The following is a 17,851-nucleotide window of genomic DNA, read 5'->3' as shown; positions in this document are numbered from 1 at the left end:
CTTTCCTCCGGGACCGTTCCGCCGGCTTGAAGCGCCGGCGGCATCGCGGCATGCGGCCGCGAATTCGCGGGCATTATTAACAGTTCCGCCGTGACGGCAATATTAGACGTTGGATTCGCGCGTCGGGATGACGCAGGGTCAAGCGCCACTGCTACTAGCACTCCCGCTTCGCGGCTGCTAACCAACTGTTTTAACGACAAAAATTTTGAAGGAGCTCGAAGAAATCCATAGACAGTTAAGCAACCGTGGGCACAATTCGGCGTTGGGAGGAAGGAGAATCAACCAAGGAAACGCAATGCGCGACCATTCCGAAATGGACCTGATGCTCAAGGGATATGGGCTCACCACGGCCAAGATCCTTTACCACTACCCGGACCATCCGCACCTGCTGCAAAGCTTTGTCTGGCAGGATTACGACATAGCTCCGCAATTCCCGGTGCTGATCCGTTTCATCGAGTTCTGGAAGACCAAGCTCGACGGACCGCTGCACTCGGTGACCTATACCCACCACAAGCTGATCGCGCCGAACGAGTGGCGGAAGGTCGATGGGGAGTTTCTGGTGCACTAGGTGTGCCGATATTCAGGTAAGGTCGGCCTGCGAACGACGGCTTCCTGCGCTTCCGGTGCTCACGTACTTGACTACGCTCCGCTCCGGTTCTCGGAAGCCATCTTTCTCGACTCGACCTGACCTGAAACTCGACACACCCACCAGCGGTAGCTCACACCGCCGGTGGGTTCAGCCGTGCAAAGCCTTCCTGGCGCCGATAGGGGAAATACGGATAAGGCGCCGTCACAGCGCTCGCTTCGTCGAGCGCCTTGATCTGCTCCGGCGTCAGCGCCCAGCCGACGGCCCCTAAGTTCTGGCGAAGCTGCTCCTCATTGCGGGCGCCGATGATCACCGACGAGACGGTCGGCCGCTGCAGGAGCCAGTTGATGGCGACCTGCGGCACGGTCTTGCCGGTTTCGGCGGCGACTGCCTCCAGGGCATCGACCACCTTGAACAGATGCTCGTTCTCGACCGGCGGGCCGAAATCGGCCGTGCCGTGCAGCCGGCTCTTTTCCGGCAAGGGCTGGCCGCGGCGGATCTTGCCGGTGAGCCGGCCCCAGCCGAGCGGGCTCCACACCAGCGCGCCGACGCCTTGGTCGAGGCCGAGCGGCATCAGCTCCCACTCATAGTCGCGGCCGACCAGCGAATAGTAGACCTGATGCGCGACATAGCGCGGATAGCCGTGCTTCTCGGCCAGGCCGAGCGATTTCATCACCTGCCAGCCGGAGAAGTTGGAGACGCCGACATAGCGCAGCTTGCCGGAGCGCACGATGTCGTCGAGCGCCGACAGCACTTCCTCGACCGGCGTCGAGGCGTCGAAGGCATGGAGCTGCAGCAGGTCAATGTAGTCGGTGCCGAGGCGCCTCAGCGCCGCGTCGACGGAGCGGATCAGGCGCGAACGCGACGAGCCCCAGTCGGCCGGGCCGTCGCCCATCGGCAGCGACGTCTTGGTCGAGATCAGCACCGCGTCGCGGCGGCCCTTGATGGCCTCCCCAAGCACCTCCTCCGATGCGCCGTTGGAATAGACATCGGCCGTGTCGAAGAGATTGACGCCTGCCTCGAGGCAGATGTCGACCAGCCGGCGCGCCTCCTTCGCGTCGCTGTTGCCCCAATGGCCGAAGAGCGGGCCGGAGCCGCCAAAAGTTCCGGCGCCGAAGGAAAGCGCCGGCACTTTCAGGCCGGAAGCGCCGAGAGGTCGATAGTCCATCTTTTTCTCCTGATTGGATGTCGAAGGGGTCAGCGCTCAGCACTGCGCCGTGACCGGCTTGCCGATCGCCCGGCCGCGCTCGAGGCGCAGCGCGATCAGCACGACGCCGAGCGCCGCGAGCGGCACCAGGCCGGCGACGAGGGGGACGGCGCCGAGGCCGGGGCCGTGGTCGATGACGAAGCCGCCGAGCCAGGCGCCGATGGCGTTGCCGAGATTGAAGGCGGCGATGTTGAAGGAGGAGGCCAGGCCCTGGCCGGCGCCCTTGGCCTTCTCCAGCACCCACATCTGCAGCGGCGCGACAGTGGCGAAAGCGGCAGCGCCCAGCAGGCCAACGGCGACGATCGCCGCGACCGGCTGGTGGATCGCCGCGGCCATGATGAACAGCACCGCCGACAGGCCTATCAGCGTGCCGACGACCGTCGGCACCAGGTGCCGGTCGGCGAGGCGTCCGCCAAGCAGATTGCCCGCTACCAGCCCGCCGCCGAAGACGAGCAGGATCGGCGATACGGCTCCCTCGGAAAAGCCGGTGACGCGGGTCAGGATCGGCGCCAGATAGGTGAAGGCGGCAAAGACGCCGACCCAGCTCAGCACCGTGGTCAGAAGGCCGAGCAGCACTGCCCGGCGGCCGAGCACGGCGAGCGTGCCTTCGGAGCTTTCCTCCTCGTCCGTTGCCGCCGGTTCGTCGCGCGGCACCAGCAATGCGATCACGGCAAAGGCGACCACGCCGACCAGCGTGACGGCGAGGAAGCTGGAGCGCCAGCCATAAGCCTGGCCGAGCCAGGTGCCGAAGGGCACGCCGAGGATGTTGGCGACGGTGAGGCCGGTGAACATCAGCGCGATGGCTGAGGCCTTCCTGTTGGGCGCGACCAGGCTGGTGGCGACGACGGAGCCGACACCGAAGAAGGAGGCGTGGGCGAAGGCGGTGAGCACACGCGCCGCCATCAGCGTCCAGTAGTCGGGCGCCAGCGCGCAGGCCAGGTTGCCGACGGTGAAGACCACCATGAGCGCAAGCAGCAGGGTCTTCTTCGCCAGGCGGCCGGTCAAGGCGCCAAGCAGCGGCGCGCCGACGACGACGCCCAGCGCATAGCCGGAAATGAGCAGGCCCGCCGCCGAGATCGAGACGCCGAGATCGGCGCTGACATCGAGCAGCAGGCCCATGATGACGAATTCGGTGACGCCGATGCCGAAGGCGCCGGCGGTGAGGGCATAGAGAGCAAGGGGCATGGCATTGTCCGTCTGGTCCAGGAAAGGACGCTCAGTTCCGCGCCCCAAATCTTTGCTGGCGCATGATCTTCCCGAAAACCGGTTTCCACTTTTCGGGATCATGCGCGGAGAAGATCGTGATCGGGCAAGCTGTGAACCAGCCTTGCATCAGGCACATTTTCTGTGAAATAGATTCATGAATGGCGAGGCTCGACATCAACCGCTCCGGTGAGATCGAAGTGTTTATCCGCGTCGTCGAGGCGGGCAGCTTTTCCGCTGCGGCGCGGGCATTGCGGATGACGCCGTCGGCGGTGAGCAAGCTGATCGCGCGGCTGGAGGCGCGGCTCGGCGCGCGGCTGATCAGCCGCTCGACGCGCAAGCTGCAACTGACGCCGGAAGGCCTGGCCTTCCACGACAGCGGCGCGCGGATCCTCGCCGATCTCGACGCAGCCGAACGGGAAGCCGCGGCGGGCGCGGCGCCGCGCGGCAGGTTGAGGGTCAATTCCTATGTGCCGTTCGGCCAGCACCGCTTGATGGAATTGCTGCCGCGTTTCCTGGAGCGCTATCCCGAGATTTTCGTCGAAGCCGTGCTGACCGACAGTGTCATCGATCTTCTGGAGGAGCGCGCCGATGTCGCCATCCGCGCCGGGCCGCTGCGCGAGTCACGCCTGGTTGCGCGCAAGCTCGGCCAGAGCCGGATGGTGCTGGTCGCGTCGCCTGCCTATCTCCAGGCGCGCGGCACGCCACGCGCATTGTCCGACCTCGCCCGCCACAACATGCTGGCCTTCGGCTTCGCCAGGCATATCGAAGGCTGGCCCTTCGTCGATGCGGCAGGCAAATCGATCATCATGCCGATCGTCGGGAACATGTCGCTCACCGACGGCGAGGCGATGCGGCGAACGACGCTGGCCGGCGCCGGCATTGCTCGGCTGGCGCGCTGGCATGTCGAGCCCGACATCGCCGCGGGGCGTCTCGTGCCGTTGCTCGAGGAATTCAATCCCGGCGACGAGGAGCCGACGCATGCCGTCTATGTCGGCCAGGGCAAGCATCTGCCGGCCCGCGTGCGGGCCTTCCTCGACTTTCTCGCGGAGACCGTCCGTCTCTGAGTGTGGAAAGAGCCGCGCGCCGGTGGCACGCGGCTCACTGCTCGAACGGAATTACGCCTTCGGCACGAACGGTGCCGGACGCCGGCCGGCGCCTTGCCGCTCCAGCATCCAGCCAGGATATTCGGCAGGCAGCGCGCTCACCTCGTCGAGCCTGGCGAGATCGTCGGCGTCGAGCTGCAAGCCGGTGGCGGCAAGGTTCTGCTCGAGCTGGTCCATGCGGCTGGCGCCGATGATGACGCTCATGACGAAGGGTTTTGCCAGCACGTAGCCCAGCGCCACCGTGGCGACGCTGACGTCGTGCTTCTTCGCCACCTCGCGCATGACGGCAACCGCCGCCCAGGCGCGGTCCTCATTGACCGGCGGGAAGTTGAAGGAGGCGCGGCGGCCCTCGCCATTGCCCGGCGCGCCGGGGCCGTATTTGCCGGAAAGCAGCCCGCCCGCCATCGGCGACCAGACCATCAGGCCAAGCTTTTCCTCGTTGATCAAGGGCACGATCTCGCGCTCGAGATCGCGGCCGGCGATCGAGTAGTAGGACTGGACGGTCTCGAAACGGGCAAGGCCCTTGCGCTCCGCAATGCCCAGCGCCTTGGCGATGCGCCAGGCCTGCCAGTTGGAGACGCCCACATAGCGCACCTTGCCGCTGGCGACGAGGTCGTCGAGCGCGCGCAGCGTCTCGTCGATCGGCGTCACCGTATCGGTGCCGTGCAGTTGATAGAGATCGATATGGTCGAGCTGCAGCCGCTTCAGGCTGCCATCGACCGAATCCATGATGTGGCCGCGCGAGGAGCCGCGATCGTTCGGCCCGTTGCCCATGGCGCCGTGCACCTTGGTGGCGATGATGACATCCGAGCGTCTGACGCCGAGATCCTTGAGCGATTGTCCCAGCAATTGCTCGGACTGGCCGAAGGAATAGACGTCGGCCGTGTCGAAGAAATTGACGCCGGCGGCGAGCGAGCGGCCGACGATCTCGTTGACGCCTTTCTGGTCGAGGCTGGCGATCAGCCCCCATTGGGCGTTCTCGCCGGCGGCGCCGAAGGTCATGGTGCCGAGGCAGAGTTCCGAGACGAACAGGCCGGTATTGCCAAGCTGATTGTAGCGCATGGTGTGCTTTCCCCGAGAGAAGGTTTGAATGACAACAGGCAAATAGGAACGGACCGTTTCGTTTCAAGCCAAGGCGGGACGATATCGTCCGGCTGGCGGGCCGGTAACGAGATCGTGACGAGCGGTCGAGGCGCTTACCGGCTGCCGAAGATCGCCGACCCCACCCTGACGCTGGTCGCGCCGAAGGCGATGGCGGTCTCGTAGTCGCCGGACATGCCCATCGAGAGCTTGGCGACGCCGGCCTCGCGGGCGAGCTTCTCCAGCAGCGCGAAATGCGGGCCGGGGTTTTCCTCCGCCGGCGGGATGCACATCAGGCCCTCGATGGCGAGGCCGTGCGCATCGCGGCAGCGCTTGACGAAGGCAACCGCCTCGCGCGGCTCGATGCCGGCCTTCTGCGGCTCGGAACCGGTGTTGACCTGGACGTAAAGTTTTGGTGCCCGGCCCTGCCGGGCCATTTCCTTCGAAAGCTCCGCGGCGATCTTCTCGCGGTCGACGGTCTCGATGACATCGAAAAGCGCCACCGCTTCCTTCGCCTTGTTGGATTGAAGCGGGCCGATCAGATGCAGTTCCAGACCGGCAAATGCCGCCTTCAGCGCCGGCCATTTGCCCTGGGCTTCCTGCACGCGGTTCTCGCCGAAAACGCGCTGGCCGGCCTCGATCACAGGGCGGATGTCCTCGGCCGTGAAGGTCTTCGACACGGCCACCAGCGTGACGGCGCCGGGCTCGCGCATTGCCTCTCGCTCGGCGCTCGCGATCCTCGCCTTGACCGCGTGAAGCTGCTCTACGGCATTCGTCATGCCACTATCCTGCCTATAGTTTTCATGGCCGGGCCGGCTCGCCGCAGTTGACGGGTCCGGCAATCCATGGTGAACACCGCGACGACATTGTCTCGGCTGCCGGCCAGGCGTGTCGATATTCAGGTGATGCCGGCCTGCAAATGCCGGTTTCCTGCGTTTCCGGTGCTCAGGTACTCAAGTACGCTCCGCTCCGGTTCTCGGAACCCGCCATTTTCGGCTCGGCCTGACCTGAATATCAACACGCCTCAATCCAGCACCGTGCCCCTGCTTTTAAGTGAAAAACATCCGATGGCAACTGAACGATACAATCCGCGCACGTCAGAGCCCAAATGGCAGAAGGCCTGGGCCGAAAAGAAGCTGTTCGAGGCCCGCAACGACGACCCGAAGCCGAAATACTACGTGCTCGAGATGTTCCCCTATCCGTCGGGCAAGATCCATATCGGCCACACCCGCAACTACACGATGGGCGACGTGGTAGCGCGCTACAAGCGGGCCAAGGGCTTCAACGTGTTGCATCCGATGGGCTGGGACGCGTTCGGCATGCCGGCCGAAAACGCCGCCATGCAGAACAAGGTCCATCCCAAGGACTGGACCTACGAAAACATCGCGGTCATGCGCGAGCAGCTCAAGATGATGGGCCTGTCGCTCGACTGGGCGCGCGAGTTCGCGACCTGTGACGTCGACTACTATCACCGCCAGCAGATGCTGTTCCTCGATTTCGTCGAGAAGGGGCTGGTGACGCGCAAATCCTCCAAGGTCAACTGGGACCCGGAGGACATGACGGTGCTTGCCAACGAGCAGGTCATCGACGGCCGCGGCTGGCGTTCGGGCGCGCTGGTCGAGCAGCGCGAGCTGACGCAATGGTTCTTCAAGATCACCGACTTCGCGCAGGACCTGCTGGACTCGCTCAACCTGCTCGAAGAGTGGCCGGAGAAGGTCAAGCTGATGCAGCACAACTGGATCGGCCGCTCGGAAGGGCTGCTGATCCGCTGGCCTTTGGCAAAGCCGGTCGGTGACGCCCATGAGCTGGAAGTCTATACGACCCGGCCGGACACCATCTTCGGCGCCTCCTTCATGGCGGTCGCCGCAGACCATCCGCTGGCGCGAAAAGCCGCCGAGGAGAATGTCGAGCTGGCGAAGTTCATCGAGGAGGTCCGTCACATGGGCACCTCGGTGGCGGCGCTGGAGACGGCCGAGAAGAAGGGCTTCGACACCGGCATCCGCGTCGTCCATCCGTTCGACGAGACCTGGACGCTGCCGGTCTATGTCGCCAATTTCGTGCTGATGGAATATGGCACGGGCGCCATTTTCGGCTGCCCGTCGGGCGACCAGCGCGACCTCGACTTCGCCAACAAATACGGCCTGCCGGTGATCCCGGTGGTGATGCCGGAAGGCGCCGACGCCAAGACCTTCCAGATCGTCGAGGAGGCCTATGTCGATGACGGCGTGATGATCAATTCGCGCTTCCTCGACGGCATGAAGCCCGAAAAGGCCTTCAATGAAGTGGCGAAGCTGCTCGAAGCAAAGACGATCGGCGGCCGGCCGATGGCGGAGCGCAAGGTGAATTTCCGCCTGCGAGACTGGGGCATTTCGCGCCAGCGCTACTGGGGCTGTCCGATCCCGATGATCCATTGCGAGGCCTGCGGCGTGGTGCCGGTGCCGAAGGCGGACCTGCCGGTGAAGCTGCCCGACGACATCGAGTTCGACCGTCCGGGCAATCCGCTCGACCGGCATCCGACCTGGCGTCATGTGAAGTGTCCGCAATGCGGCCGCGATGCGCGGCGCGAGACCGACACGATGGACACCTTTGTCGATTCGTCCTGGTATTTCGCGCGCTTCACGGCGCCCTGGGCCAACGAGCCGACCGAGCCGAAGGCGGCCGATGAGTGGCTGGCCGTCGACCAGTATATCGGCGGCATCGAGCACGCGATCCTGCATCTGCTCTATTCGCGCTTCTTCACCCGCGCCATGCGCGAGACCGGTCACCTCAATCTGGCCGAGCCGTTCAAGGGCCTGTTCACGCAAGGCATGGTGGTGCACGAGACCTACCGTGTCGGGGGCCCATCCAACAACGGACGCTGGCTGTCGCCGAGCGAGGTCAGGCTCGAGGACGCAGGCGGCAAGCGCCGCGCCGTCGAGATCGCCACCGGCGAGGAGGCGACGATCGGCGCGCTGGAGAAGATGTCGAAGTCGAAGAAGAACACGGTGAGCCCGGAAGAGATCACCGACGGCTACGGCGCCGACACGGCGCGCTGGTTCATGCTGTCGGATTCGCCGCCCGAGCGCGACGTCGAATGGACCGACGACGGCGCAGCCGGCGCGCACCGCTTCGTGCAGCGCATCTGGCGCCTCGTGCAGATCGCGGCCGAGCAGCTACCCGGCGTGACGCCGGCGGCGGCGAAAGATGGCGAGGCGGGCGCCGTGTCCAAGGCCGCGCACAAGAGCCTGAAGGCGGTCGGCGAAGACATCGAGAAGCTCGGCTTCAACCGCGCCATCGCCCGCATCTACGAGCTCGCCAACGTGCTGGCGCCGCCGCTCAACGATGTCTCGGAGGGCAAGGCGGACGCCGCGCTGAAAAGCGCCTGCCGCGAGGCCGTGGAAATCCTGGTGCACATCATCGCGCCGGTCATGCCGCATCTGGCGGAGGAATGCTGGGAGGCGCTGGGCGGCACGCAAATGGTCGCCGAGCGGCCGTGGCCGGTCTACGATCCGGCGCTGGTCGTCGACAACGAGATCGTGCTGCCGGTGCAGGTCAACGGCAAGAAGCGCGGGGATTTGACAATTGCCCGCGACGCGGATCAAGGTGCCGTCGAAAAAGCGGTGCTGGCTCTCGACTTCGTGCAAAAAGCGCTCGATGGTAAAGCTCCGCGCAAGGTGATCATCGTCCCGCAGAGGATCGTCAATGTCGTTGCCTGATCCGGTGAAGTCAGAAGCGCTCCGCTTGCGCGGCCGCCTTGCGGTCTGCGGCATGGCCGCCGCGCTTGCGCTGGTCTCGGCCTGCACGGTGCGGCCGCTCTATTCCAACCAGCCGCTGTCGCCCGGATCGCAGCTCAGCGCCTCCGCCGAACTCGCCTCCATCTCGATCAAGCCGGTCAAGACCCGCTACGCGCAGCAGGTGCGCAACAATCTGATCTTCGCCTTCGGGCAGGGCTCGGGCGAGCCGGCCTCGCCGGCCTACACGCTCGATCTCGGCGTCACCGAGCTGGTCGAATCGGCGGCGATCGTGCAGGTGCAGACCCAGGAAGACGAGCCGACGGCGGGCACGGTCACGCTGACGGCCAACTATGTGCTGAGAGACACCGCGACCAACACGGTGATTGCCGTCGGCAAGCGCTCGATCCCCTCGTCCTTCGACCGTCCGCGCCAGGAATTCGCGGCCTATCGCGCACAGATCGACGCCGAGAACCGCGCCGCCCGCGAGCTGGCCGACCTGCTGCGGTTGTCGATCGCGCAGGATCTGGCCAAGCACGGCAAGAAAGCCTGAGGCATGTCATATTCAGGTGAGGCCGGCCTGGGAACGGCGACTTCCTGCGCTTCCGGTGCTCACGTACTTTAAGTACGCTCCGCTCCGGTTCTCGCAAACCGTCATTTTCGGCTCGCCCTGACCTGAATCTTAACATGCCTTGGCGCACCGCCTGCGCCTACGAAAAAAGGCCGGTCGCCCGGCCTTTTTCTTTTTCAGATCGGATGGCCTCAGCCGATCTTCTGGCCGGTCTTGGCCCAGTCGGCGAGGAAGGCGGCGAGGCCCTTGTCGGTCAGCGGGTGATTGACCAGCGCCTTCAGCGTCGCCGGCGGCGCGGTGACGATATCGGCACCGATCAGCGCGGCCTGCTTGACGTGGTTCACGGTGCGCACCGAAGCGGTGAGGATCTCGGTCTTGAAATCGTAATTGTCGTAGATGGTGCGGATTTCCGAGATCAGCTCCATGCCGTCCGAGCCGGTGTCGTCGATGCGGCCGACGAAGGGCGAGATGAAGGAGGCGCCGGCCTTGGCGGCGAGCAGCGCCTGGTTGGCGGAGAAGCAGAGCGTGACGTTGACCATGCGGTTCATCTCGGTGCGGATGGTCTTGCAGGCCTTGAGGCCGTCCAGCGTCAGCGGCACCTTGATGGCTACGTTCGGTGCGATCTTGGCCAGCACCTCGGCTTCGGCCATCATTTGCTTGTATTCGGTCGCGACGACCTCGGCCGAGACCGGGCCTTCGACGATGTCGCAGATCTGCTTGGTGACTTCGGCGATCTTGCCGCCCGATTTCAGGATCAGCGACGGGTTGGTGGTGACGCCGTCGAGAAGCCCCAGATCGTGCAGCTCCTTAATTTCCTTGATGTCAGCGGTGTCGACGAAAAACTTCATGGCTGTCTCCTTGGGGATCGCCCGGCGTCGGCCAGGCACATAAGAGGGTCCCCTTTGATCTAGAGCAAAGTCGAGGCAAGGTCACGCCTGATGATGGAAGATTCGCCCTTTGTCGCGGCCGCGCCCGTGCTGGTGCCGATGCCCGCCGAGCGGCCCTACACCTACGCCGTGCCGCCCGGCATGCGCGTGGTGCCGGGCACGATCGTGCGCGTGCCGCTCGGGCCCCGGCAGGTGGCCGGCATCGTCTGGGACGGCGCGGTCGAGTCGGTCGATGCGAAGAAACTGCGGCCGATCGAGGAGGTGTTCGACTGCCCGCCGATCGACAAGGCGATGCGCCGCTTCGTCGACTGGATCGCGCAATACACACTGTCTGCCCCCGGCATGGTGGCCCGCATGCTATTGCGTGCGCCGGAGGCTTTCGACCCGGAGCCCTGGACCGAGGGGTTGCAGCGCACGCTGGCCGAGCCGGACCGGTTGACGGACGCGCGGCGACGCGTGCTGGAGACGGCTGAAGGCGGCCTGGCCTGGACGCGCTCGGGGCTGGCGCATGCGGCTGGCGTGTCCTCGACCGTAATCGACGGATTGCGGGCACAGGGTGTGTTCGAGACGGTGATGATCCCGCCTCGGCCGGTGGTGGCGGCGCCCGACCCCTCTCACGCCGTGCCGGAATTGATGCCGGACCAGAAAGCGGCCGCGGATAAACTGCGTGCCGCTGTCGCCGCCGATGCCTTCAACGTCACGCTGCTCGACGGCGTCACCGGGTCGGGCAAGACGGAAGTCTATTTCGAGGCGGTGGCGGCGGCGCTCAACAAGGGCAGGCAGGTGCTGATCCTGTTGCCGGAAATCGCGCTGACGCATGCCTTCCTCGAACGCTTCCAGGACCGGTTCGGCGCCAAGCCGGCGGAGTGGCACTCCGACCTGCCGCCGCGGATGCGCGAACGCGTCTGGCGACAGGTGGCCGAAGGCGGCGTGCGCGTCGTCGCCGGCGCGCGCTCGGCGCTGTTCCTGCCGTTCAAGGAACTCGGCCTGATCGTCGTCGACGAGGAGCACGATCCCGCCTACAAGCAGGAAGACCGCGTCTTCTACAATGCGCGCGACATGGCGGTGGTGCGCGGCCATATCGGCGGCTTTCCCGTCGTGCTCGCCTCGGCCACGCCGTCGGTGGAAAGCCGGGTCAACGCCAGTCAGGGCCGCTACGACAGGGCCGTGCTGTCGTCGCGCTTCGCGGAAGCAGCGCTTCCCGATCTGAAGTCGATCGACATGCGGCGCTCGCCGCCGGCGCGCGGCGGCTTCCTGTCGCCGGTGCTCTTGGAACAGATGCAGCGCACGCTGGAGAGAAAAGAGCAGTCGCTGCTCTTCCTCAACAGGCGCGGCTATGCGCCGCTGACGCTCTGCCGCGTCTGTGGCCATCGCTTCGGCTGCCCGGTCTGCTCGGCCTGGCTGGTCGAGCATCGCTTTCGCGGCCAGCTCGTCTGCCATCATTGCGGCCACAACGAAAAGCGGCCGGAAGCTTGCCCGGAATGCGGCACGCTCGACCATCTGGTGGCCTGCGGCCCCGGCGTCGAGCGCATCGCCGAGGAAGTGGTCGCCCATTTCCCCGATGCCCGCACCATCGTACTGTCGTCCGATCTTCTGGGCGGCGTGCGCCGGCTCAGGCTCGAGCTGGAGGCCGTCGCCAATGGTGAGGCCGACATCGTCATCGGCACGCAGCTCGTTGCCAAGGGGCACAATTTTCCCGGCATGACGCTGGTCGGCGTGGTCGACGCGGATCTGGGCTTGGCCAATGGCGATCCGCGCGCGGCCGAGCGCACCTTCCAGCTGCTCAGCCAGGTGACGGGCCGCGCGGGCCGCACCGGCAAGAAGAGCCTCGGCCTGTTGCAGACCTACCAGCCCGACCATCCTGTGATGCGGGCGATCGTCTCGGGCGATTCGGAAGCGTTTTACGAGCGCGAGATCGCCGAGCGCGAGCGGGCCGCGCTGCCCCCGTTCGGCCGGCTCGCCGGCATCATCGTGAGTGCTGCGACACGGGGCGAGGCCGAAGGCCATGCGCGCGGCTTGCGGCGCTCGGCGCCGCAGGCCTCCGATCTCTTCGTGCTGGGACCGGCCGAGGCGCCGCTGTCGCTGATCGGCGGGCGTCATCGTTTCCGCCTACTCGTCCAGGGCGAGCGGCGCGCCGACATGCAGGGCTTCATCCGTACCATGCTGGCGAATGGGCCGAAGCTGCGCGGCTCGGTTCGCGTGCAGGTCGACATCGACCCGCAGAGCTTCCTCTGAGGTTGCGAGATTACGCCGAGCCGCCCTCTGCGAACGGGTTCAGATAGGGCACATCGAGAATTGCAAAATGCCGGACATTGGCCGTTAAGACGGACATGCCGTTCACACGAGCAGTCGAGGCGATCACAACGTCCGCCAAGCCAGGATTGAAGCCTTTGGCGATTGCGGCATCTTCCAGCTTGCCTGCCTCTCTTGCGATTGTAACGTCCACTGCCAGAATGCGTTGATCGAATTCCGTTAGCAGCCGTTCGAACCATTCGCCGATGCGCGCTGCCTTCGCACTCGCGCCCGATCGCTTCAGTTTCGCAATGCCTTTTTCCAACTCCAAAACAACGATGGATGACGTATGCCAGGAACCACGTTCCCGCTGTTCGTCAACCCAGGTCAGTACATGTGAGGGAAGCCGATGACGGTCAGGTGCAAAGGCCGACAGGAACGACGTATCGAGTAAGTAACCGCTCAAAACTCGACGTCCCGTGACGGCGATTCGTTTCGCTCGAATTCGATACCGCCTGGGTATTGAAGCAAGAAGTCGACAAAGGCTTTTTGGCTGCCCTGCGGATAAAGCTTTCGCCCCTCATCGATCGGAACAACCATGGCGATCGCCTTGCCATGCCTGGTGATGGTAGTAGGCTCACCATTTCCCGCGGCCTCGACAAGCGCCGAGAGCCCTGCCTTAGCCTCCCGAAGCTGGACGGTTTTCAAGGCGATCTCCCTTGTAGTCTCATGTGGTCACAATATAGAGATTGTATAGGAAAGGAGCAAGTCCGCTGTGAAAACCCTTGGCCTCATCGGCGGCATGAGCTGGGAATCGACGGCGATCTATTACCGCCTGCTCAACGAGATCGTGCGCGAGCGGCTGGGCGGGCTGCATTCGGCGAAGCTGTTGTTGTGGTCGTTCGATTTCGCCGAAATCGCGGAACGGCAGCATGCGGGCGATTGGGAAGGCGCCGGCGCCCTTCTGGTGGAAGCCGCGCGCAGGCTGGAGGCCGGCGGCGCCGAGGGTCTGGTGATCTGCACCAACACGATGCACAAGCTCGCCGACGCGGTGCAGGCGGCCATATCGATCCCGCTCATCCACATCGCCGACGCGACCGGGCAGGCCGTCGCCGCCACGGGCGTGAAGCGGCCCGCGCTGCTCGCGACGCGCTTCACTATGGAGCAGGATTTCTACAAGGGCCGGCTTGCCGACAAATACGACCTTCAGCCGGTTGTGCCGGACCACGCCGGCCGCGACATGGTGCACAGGGTGATCTATGACGAGCTCTGCCAGGGCGTCGTCAGGCCCGAATCGAAATCCGCCTATGTCGACGAGGTCGGCCGGATGCGGCGCGACGACGGGGTCGACGGCGTCATCATGGGCTGCACGGAGATCACCATGCTGATCGGCCACGGCGATTTCGACATTCCCGTGTTCGACACGACGCGCATCCATGCCGAGGCCGCCATCGACTTCGCGCTTGCCTGAAGCAAGCCCTCTGATGCGTCTTCTCTAATGTTCCTGCCGCCATCTGGCGTGCCGATTTTCCTCCGCTAGAATACCGGCATTTCAGAACAAGACTTTACGAGGGGATAAGATGGACTTCGCGTTTCCATGGCCGGCAAGCCAGGGCGAATGGCTGGCCTGGTCGAGCGCCGTCGTGACGCTGGTTCTCGGACTGTTCCTGTTCCTGGCGCCGGGGCTCGCCTTTCGCTTGCTGCGCCTGCAGCCGAGGCCGGAGAAGGCGGCGGCGATCGCCGAGGGGCGCGGGCGCATGTCTGGCTTCTATCTCGGCGTCAGTCTGTGCTGCATCCTGCTGGCGCAGCCGCTGCTCTACATGGCGCTGGGCTTCTCCTGGCTGTTCACCGCCTTCGGCCGGCTTTTGTCGATGATGTCGGACGGCGCCAACACCCCTTTCAACTGGATTTCGATCGTGGTTGAATTGGCGCTGGCGGCGCTGCCGCTGGCCTTTGCTTTCGGCTTGGTGCCTTGAATCTGCGACTAATCCGGCGCTTGAGCTTGGCCTTATCCCGGTGATGCGACAAAAGTGCCTGAAAACCATGCCGGACGATGCATTGCGGTCTTAAAAAGCCTGTGCTAGACGGCAATCGACTTTCGACCGGGGATAGCGGAAGCCGCGCCTCCGTGCTTGGAAAAATCGCAGTAAGGTCAAAGATTTAGCCAGAGTTTTCGCTCGCGCCAACAATCTGCGGCCTGTCAGACAAGAGAAAAGACGGTCCGTGGCCCAATCGTCATCGCCAATCTCAGCTGTCGCAGAGCGCTATGCCGGCTCGTTGTTCGAGCTCGCGCTGCAGGACAATTCGGTCGCCAAGGTCGAGGCCGACCTCGCCGGCTTCGAGGCGCTGCTCAACGGCAGCGACGATCTTGCACGGCTGATCAACAGTCCGGTATTTTCCAGCGAGGATCAGGCCAAGGCCATCGGCGCCATCGTCGACAAGGCCAAGATCACCGGCTTGGTCGGCAATTTCCTGCGCGTCGTCGCCAAGAACCGCCGCCTGTTCGCGGTGCCTGGTATGATCAAGGCGTTCCGCCAGATCGCCGCCGAGCATCGCGGCGAGGCATCCGCCGAGGTCACTTCGGCGCATGCGCTGACGGCCGCGCAGCAGACTGAACTCAAGGCGACGCTGAAGAGCATCGCCGGCAAGGATGTGGCCATCGCCATGACCGTCGATCCGTCGCTGCTCGGCGGCCTGATCGTCAAGATGGGCTCGCGCCAGATCGATACGTCGCTCAAAACCAAACTCAATTCGCTCAAGCTTGCACTGAAAGAGGTCGGCTGATGGACATCCGCGCCGCGGAAATTTCCGCAATTCTGAAAGACCAGATCAAGAATTTCGGCAAGGAGGCCGAGGTCTCCGAAGTCGGCCAGGTTCTGTCCGTCGGTGACGGCATCGCCCGCGTCTACGGCCTCGACAATGTCCAGGCCGGCGAGATGGTCGAATTCCCGGGCGGCATCCGCGGCATGGCGCTGAACCTCGAAGCCGACAATGTCGGCGTCGTCATCTTCGGCAACGACCGCGACATCAAGGAAGGCGACACCGTCAAGCGCACCGGCGCCATCGTCGACGTTCCGGTCGGCCCGGGCCTGCTCGGCCGCGTGGTCGACGCGCTCGGCAACCCGATCGACGGCAAGGGGCCGATCAAGGCCACCGAACGCCGCCGCGTCGACGTCAAGGCGCCCGGCATCATTCCGCGCAAGTCGGTGCATGAGCCGATGTCGACTGGCCTCAAGGCCATCGACGCGCTGATCCCGGTCGGCCGCGGCCAGCGCGAGCTGGTCATCGGCGACCGCCAGACCGGCAAGACCGCCATCATCCTCGACACGATGCTGAACCAGAAGTCGGTGCACGACAACGGCCCGGAAAAAGAGAAGCTCTACTGCGTCTACGTCGCCGTCGGCCAGAAGCGCTCGACCGTCGCACAGTTCGTGAAGGTGCTGGAAGAGCGCGGCGCGCTCGACTATTCCATCATCATCGCCGCCACCGCGTCCGATCCGGCGCCGATGCAGTTCCTGGCGCCGTTCGCCGGCTGCACCATGGGCGAGTATTTCCGCGACAACGGCATGCATGCGCTCATCAGCTACGACGACCTGTCTAAGCAGGCCGTCGCCTATCGCCAGATGTCGCTCCTGCTGCGCCGCCCGCCGGGCCGCGAAGCCTATCCGGGCGACGTCTTCTATCTCCATTCGCGCCTGCTCGAGCGCGCCGCCAAGCTCAACGACGACAACGGCGCCGGCTCGCTGACCGCGCTGCCGGTCATCGAGACGCAGGCCAACGACGTGTCGGCCTACATCCCGACCAACGTGATCTCGATCACCGACGGCCAGATCTTCCTCGAGACCAACCTGTTCTTCCAGGGCATCCGCCCGGCGGTCAACGTCGGCCTGTCGGTGTCGCGCGTCGGCTCGTCGGCGCAGATCAAGGCGATGAAGCAGGTTGCGGGCTCGATCAAGGGCGAACTCGCGCAGTACCGCGAAATGGCGGCCTTCGCGCAGTTCGGCTCGGACCTCGACGCCGCGACCCAGCGCCTCTTGAATCGCGGTTCGCGCCTGACGGAGCTCTTGAAGCAGCCGCAGTTCTCGCCGCTGAAGACCGAAGAGCAGGTCGCCGTGATCTTCGCCGGCGTCAACGGCTATCTCGACAAGCTGGCGCTCAACCAGGTCGGCAAGTTCGAGCAGGGCCTGCTCAGCCACATGCGCGCGGCCGGCAAGGACGTGCTCGACGGCATCCGCAAGGAGAAGGCGCTGTCGGACGATCTGCGCGCCAAGCTCAAGGCGGAAATCGACGCCTTCGCCAAGACCTTCGCTTGAACGAAGCCGGACGGGATCGGGTTTGAAGCATGGCTTCGTTAAAAGACCTTCGTAACCGTATCGCCTCGGTCAAGGCGACGCAGAAGATCACCAAGGCGATGCAGATGGTCGCCGCGGCGAAGCTGCGTCGCGCGCAGGAGGCGGCGGAGGCGGCCAGACCCTATTCCGAGCGCATGAGCGCGGTTCTGGCCAACATCACCCAGGCGATCGGCGGCGGCGGCGATGCCCCGGCGCTGATGACGGGCACCGGCCGGGACGACGTGCATCTGCTCATCGTCTGCACCGCCGAGCGCGGCCTGTGCGGCGGCTTCAACTCGCAGATCGCGCGTCTTGCCCGCGACCATATCCGCAGGCTGCTGGCCGACGGCAAGCAGGTGAAGATCATCTGCGTCGGCAAGAAGGGCTATGACATCCTGCGCCGCGACTATGGCTCGCTGATCCTCGAACGCGTCGACCTTCGCGAGGTCAAGACGCTCGGCTTCGCCAATGCCGATGCGATCGCGCGCAAGGTCATCCACCTCTTCAACGAGGGCGGCTTCGACATCTGCACGCTGTTCTATTCGCAATTCAAGTCGGTGATCAGCCAGATCCCGACGGCGCAGCAGATCATCCCGGCAGCGCAGGCTTCGGCGGCAGCCGAAGGCGGCAATGGCGGCGGCGCCGTCTACGAATACGAGCCGGAGCCGGGCGAGATCCTCTCCGACCTCATCCCGCGCAACATCGCCGTGCAGATCTTCCGGGCGCTTCTGGAAAACGCGGCCGGCGAGATGGGCGCCAAGATGAGCGCAATGGACAATGCGACGCGCAATGCCGGCGACATGATCAACAGGCTGTCGATCACCTACAACCGCCAGCGGCAGGCGCAGATCACCAAGGAACTGATCGAAATCATTTCGGGCGCCGAGGCGCTCTAGGCACGCGCGGGCGAGGTCCGGGACCTCGCGGCGGCGTGAACA

The 17,851-nt window shown here is 64.9% G+C and carries 17 protein-coding genes; 10 read left to right on the top strand and 7 right to left on the bottom strand.

From position 1 onward, the window contains the following. Positions 1-295: 295 nt before the first annotated feature. Positions 296-568, top strand: a complete 273-nt coding sequence (locus MJ8_RS30700; protein WP_201412272.1) for an usg protein — start codon at positions 296-298, stop codon at positions 566-568. A gap of 151 nt (positions 569-719) precedes the next feature. On the opposite strand, the gene MJ8_RS30695 is transcribed toward MJ8_RS30700, so the two are convergent. Then, positions 720-1,754 carry an aldo/keto reductase gene (locus tag MJ8_RS30695; protein WP_201412271.1) on the bottom strand — a complete coding sequence of 345 codons (1,035 nt, stop codon included), beginning with the start codon at positions 1,752-1,754 and terminating at the stop codon, positions 720-722. 36 nt (positions 1,755-1,790) lie between these two features. Then, positions 1,791-2,978: an MFS transporter gene (locus tag MJ8_RS30690; RefSeq protein WP_201412270.1), complete on the bottom strand. Its 1,188-nt coding sequence runs from the start codon at positions 2,976-2,978 to the stop codon at positions 1,791-1,793. A gap of 179 nt (positions 2,979-3,157) precedes the next feature. Between MJ8_RS30690 and MJ8_RS30685 the strand changes: the two genes are divergently transcribed. Continuing rightward, positions 3,158-4,063: a LysR family transcriptional regulator gene (locus tag MJ8_RS30685; protein WP_201412269.1), complete on the top strand. Its 906-nt coding sequence runs from the start codon at positions 3,158-3,160 to the stop codon at positions 4,061-4,063. A gap of 51 nt (positions 4,064-4,114) precedes the next feature. Here the strand turns inward: MJ8_RS30685 and MJ8_RS30680 are convergent, their stop codons facing one another. Together MJ8_RS30680 and MJ8_RS30675 are read right to left on the bottom strand one after the other, a co-directional pair. Continuing rightward, positions 4,115-5,164, bottom strand: a complete 1,050-nt coding sequence (locus tag MJ8_RS30680; RefSeq protein ID WP_201412268.1) for an aldo/keto reductase — start codon at positions 5,162-5,164, stop codon at positions 4,115-4,117. Positions 5,165-5,298: 134 nt separating this feature from the next. Further along, positions 5,299-5,961, bottom strand: a complete 663-nt coding sequence (locus MJ8_RS30675; protein WP_201412267.1) for a YggS family pyridoxal phosphate-dependent enzyme — start codon at positions 5,959-5,961, stop codon at positions 5,299-5,301. A gap of 288 nt (positions 5,962-6,249) precedes the next feature. On the opposite strand from MJ8_RS30675, the gene leuS reads away from it, so the two are divergent. Both leuS and lptE read left to right on the top strand, forming a co-directional pair. Further along, positions 6,250-8,877: a leucine--tRNA ligase gene (leuS, locus tag MJ8_RS30670; RefSeq protein ID WP_201412266.1), complete on the top strand. Its 2,628-nt coding sequence runs from the start codon at positions 6,250-6,252 to the stop codon at positions 8,875-8,877. Continuing rightward, on the top strand, positions 8,864-9,445 hold the full coding sequence (lptE, locus tag MJ8_RS30665) for an LPS assembly lipoprotein LptE (RefSeq protein ID WP_201412265.1): 582 nt from the start codon (positions 8,864-8,866) through the stop codon (positions 9,443-9,445). Before leuS ends, lptE begins: the two co-directional genes overlap by 14 nt. Before the next feature lie 209 nt (positions 9,446-9,654). Here lptE and fsa read toward each other — a convergent pair whose 3' ends face one another. Next, the gene (gene fsa / locus MJ8_RS30660) at positions 9,655-10,311 is read right to left on the bottom strand and encodes a fructose-6-phosphate aldolase (protein ID WP_067001514.1); all 657 of its coding nucleotides are present in this window, start codon (positions 10,309-10,311) and stop codon (positions 9,655-9,657) included. 90 nt (positions 10,312-10,401) lie between these two features. Between fsa and MJ8_RS30655 the strand changes: the two genes are divergently transcribed. Further along, positions 10,402-12,585 carry a primosomal protein N' gene (locus MJ8_RS30655; protein ID WP_201412264.1) on the top strand — a complete coding sequence of 728 codons (2,184 nt, stop codon included), beginning with the start codon at positions 10,402-10,404 and terminating at the stop codon, positions 12,583-12,585. Positions 12,586-12,595: 10 nt separating this feature from the next. On the opposite strand, the gene MJ8_RS30650 is transcribed toward MJ8_RS30655, so the two are convergent. Both MJ8_RS30650 and MJ8_RS30645 read right to left on the bottom strand, forming a co-directional pair. Continuing rightward, the gene (locus MJ8_RS30650; RefSeq protein WP_201412263.1) at positions 12,596-13,048 is read right to left on the bottom strand and encodes a type II toxin-antitoxin system VapC family toxin; all 453 of its coding nucleotides are present in this window, start codon (positions 13,046-13,048) and stop codon (positions 12,596-12,598) included. Then, entirely contained in the window at positions 13,045-13,290 is a 246-nt protein-coding gene (locus MJ8_RS30645) for a type II toxin-antitoxin system Phd/YefM family antitoxin (RefSeq protein ID WP_095816592.1), read from the bottom strand. The genes MJ8_RS30650 and MJ8_RS30645 overlap by 4 nt, the downstream gene beginning before the upstream one ends. 67 nt (positions 13,291-13,357) lie before the next feature. Here MJ8_RS30645 and MJ8_RS30640 point away from each other — a divergent pair, with 67 nt between their 5' ends. The 5 genes from MJ8_RS30640 (at position 13,358) to MJ8_RS30620 (ending at position 17,809) form a co-directional block, all read left to right on the top strand. Further along, positions 13,358-14,053, top strand: coding sequence for an aspartate/glutamate racemase family protein (locus tag MJ8_RS30640; RefSeq protein ID WP_201412262.1), 696 nt, complete (start codon positions 13,358-13,360; stop codon positions 14,051-14,053). 109 nt (positions 14,054-14,162) lie between these two features. Further along, entirely contained in the window at positions 14,163-14,558 is a 396-nt protein-coding gene (locus MJ8_RS30635; protein ID WP_201412261.1) for a DUF4345 family protein, read from the top strand. A gap of 247 nt (positions 14,559-14,805) precedes the next feature. After that, entirely contained in the window at positions 14,806-15,366 is a 561-nt protein-coding gene (locus MJ8_RS30630; protein WP_201412260.1) for a F0F1 ATP synthase subunit delta, read from the top strand. Next, complete coding sequence (atpA, locus tag MJ8_RS30625) at positions 15,366-16,895, top strand: F0F1 ATP synthase subunit alpha (RefSeq protein WP_201412259.1); 1,530 nt, start codon at positions 15,366-15,368, stop codon at positions 16,893-16,895. The genes MJ8_RS30630 and atpA overlap by 1 nt, the downstream gene beginning before the upstream one ends. A 29-nt stretch (positions 16,896-16,924) precedes the next feature. Continuing rightward, positions 16,925-17,809, top strand: coding sequence for a F0F1 ATP synthase subunit gamma (locus tag MJ8_RS30620; RefSeq protein ID WP_201412258.1), 885 nt, complete (start codon positions 16,925-16,927; stop codon positions 17,807-17,809). The last annotated feature ends 42 nt before the right edge of the window (positions 17,810-17,851 follow it).

The sequence above is a fragment of the Mesorhizobium sp. J8 genome (assembly GCF_016591715.1).
Lineage (GTDB): Bacteria > Pseudomonadota > Alphaproteobacteria > Rhizobiales > Rhizobiaceae > Mesorhizobium.
Note: the sequence above shows the minus strand (reverse complement) of the source record. Positions and strands in the feature narration are given on the sequence as shown.

Coding starts and splice junctions, on each gene's coding strand:
- MJ8_RS30700 (WP_201412272.1), top strand. CDS start 296: ATGCGCGACCATTCCGAAATGGACCTGATGCTCAAGGGATATGGGCTC.
- MJ8_RS30695 (WP_201412271.1), bottom strand. CDS start 1,754: ATGGACTATCGACCTCTCGGCGCTTCCGGCCTGAAAGTGCCGGCGCTT.
- MJ8_RS30690 (WP_201412270.1), bottom strand. CDS start 2,978: ATGCCCCTTGCTCTCTATGCCCTCACCGCCGGCGCCTTCGGCATCGGC.
- MJ8_RS30685 (WP_201412269.1), top strand. CDS start 3,158: ATGGCGAGGCTCGACATCAACCGCTCCGGTGAGATCGAAGTGTTTATC.
- MJ8_RS30680 (WP_201412268.1), bottom strand. CDS start 5,164: ATGCGCTACAATCAGCTTGGCAATACCGGCCTGTTCGTCTCGGAACTC.
- MJ8_RS30675 (WP_201412267.1), bottom strand. CDS start 5,961: ATGACGAATGCCGTAGAGCAGCTTCACGCGGTCAAGGCGAGGATCGCG.
- leuS (WP_201412266.1), top strand. CDS start 6,250: ATGGCAACTGAACGATACAATCCGCGCACGTCAGAGCCCAAATGGCAG.
- lptE (WP_201412265.1), top strand. CDS start 8,864: ATGTCGTTGCCTGATCCGGTGAAGTCAGAAGCGCTCCGCTTGCGCGGC.
- fsa (WP_067001514.1), bottom strand. CDS start 10,311: ATGAAGTTTTTCGTCGACACCGCTGACATCAAGGAAATTAAGGAGCTG.
- MJ8_RS30655 (WP_201412264.1), top strand. CDS start 10,402: ATGATGGAAGATTCGCCCTTTGTCGCGGCCGCGCCCGTGCTGGTGCCG.
- MJ8_RS30635 (WP_201412261.1), top strand. CDS start 14,163: ATGGACTTCGCGTTTCCATGGCCGGCAAGCCAGGGCGAATGGCTGGCC.
- atpA (WP_201412259.1), top strand. CDS start 15,366: ATGGACATCCGCGCCGCGGAAATTTCCGCAATTCTGAAAGACCAGATC.
- MJ8_RS30620 (WP_201412258.1), top strand. CDS start 16,925: ATGGCTTCGTTAAAAGACCTTCGTAACCGTATCGCCTCGGTCAAGGCG.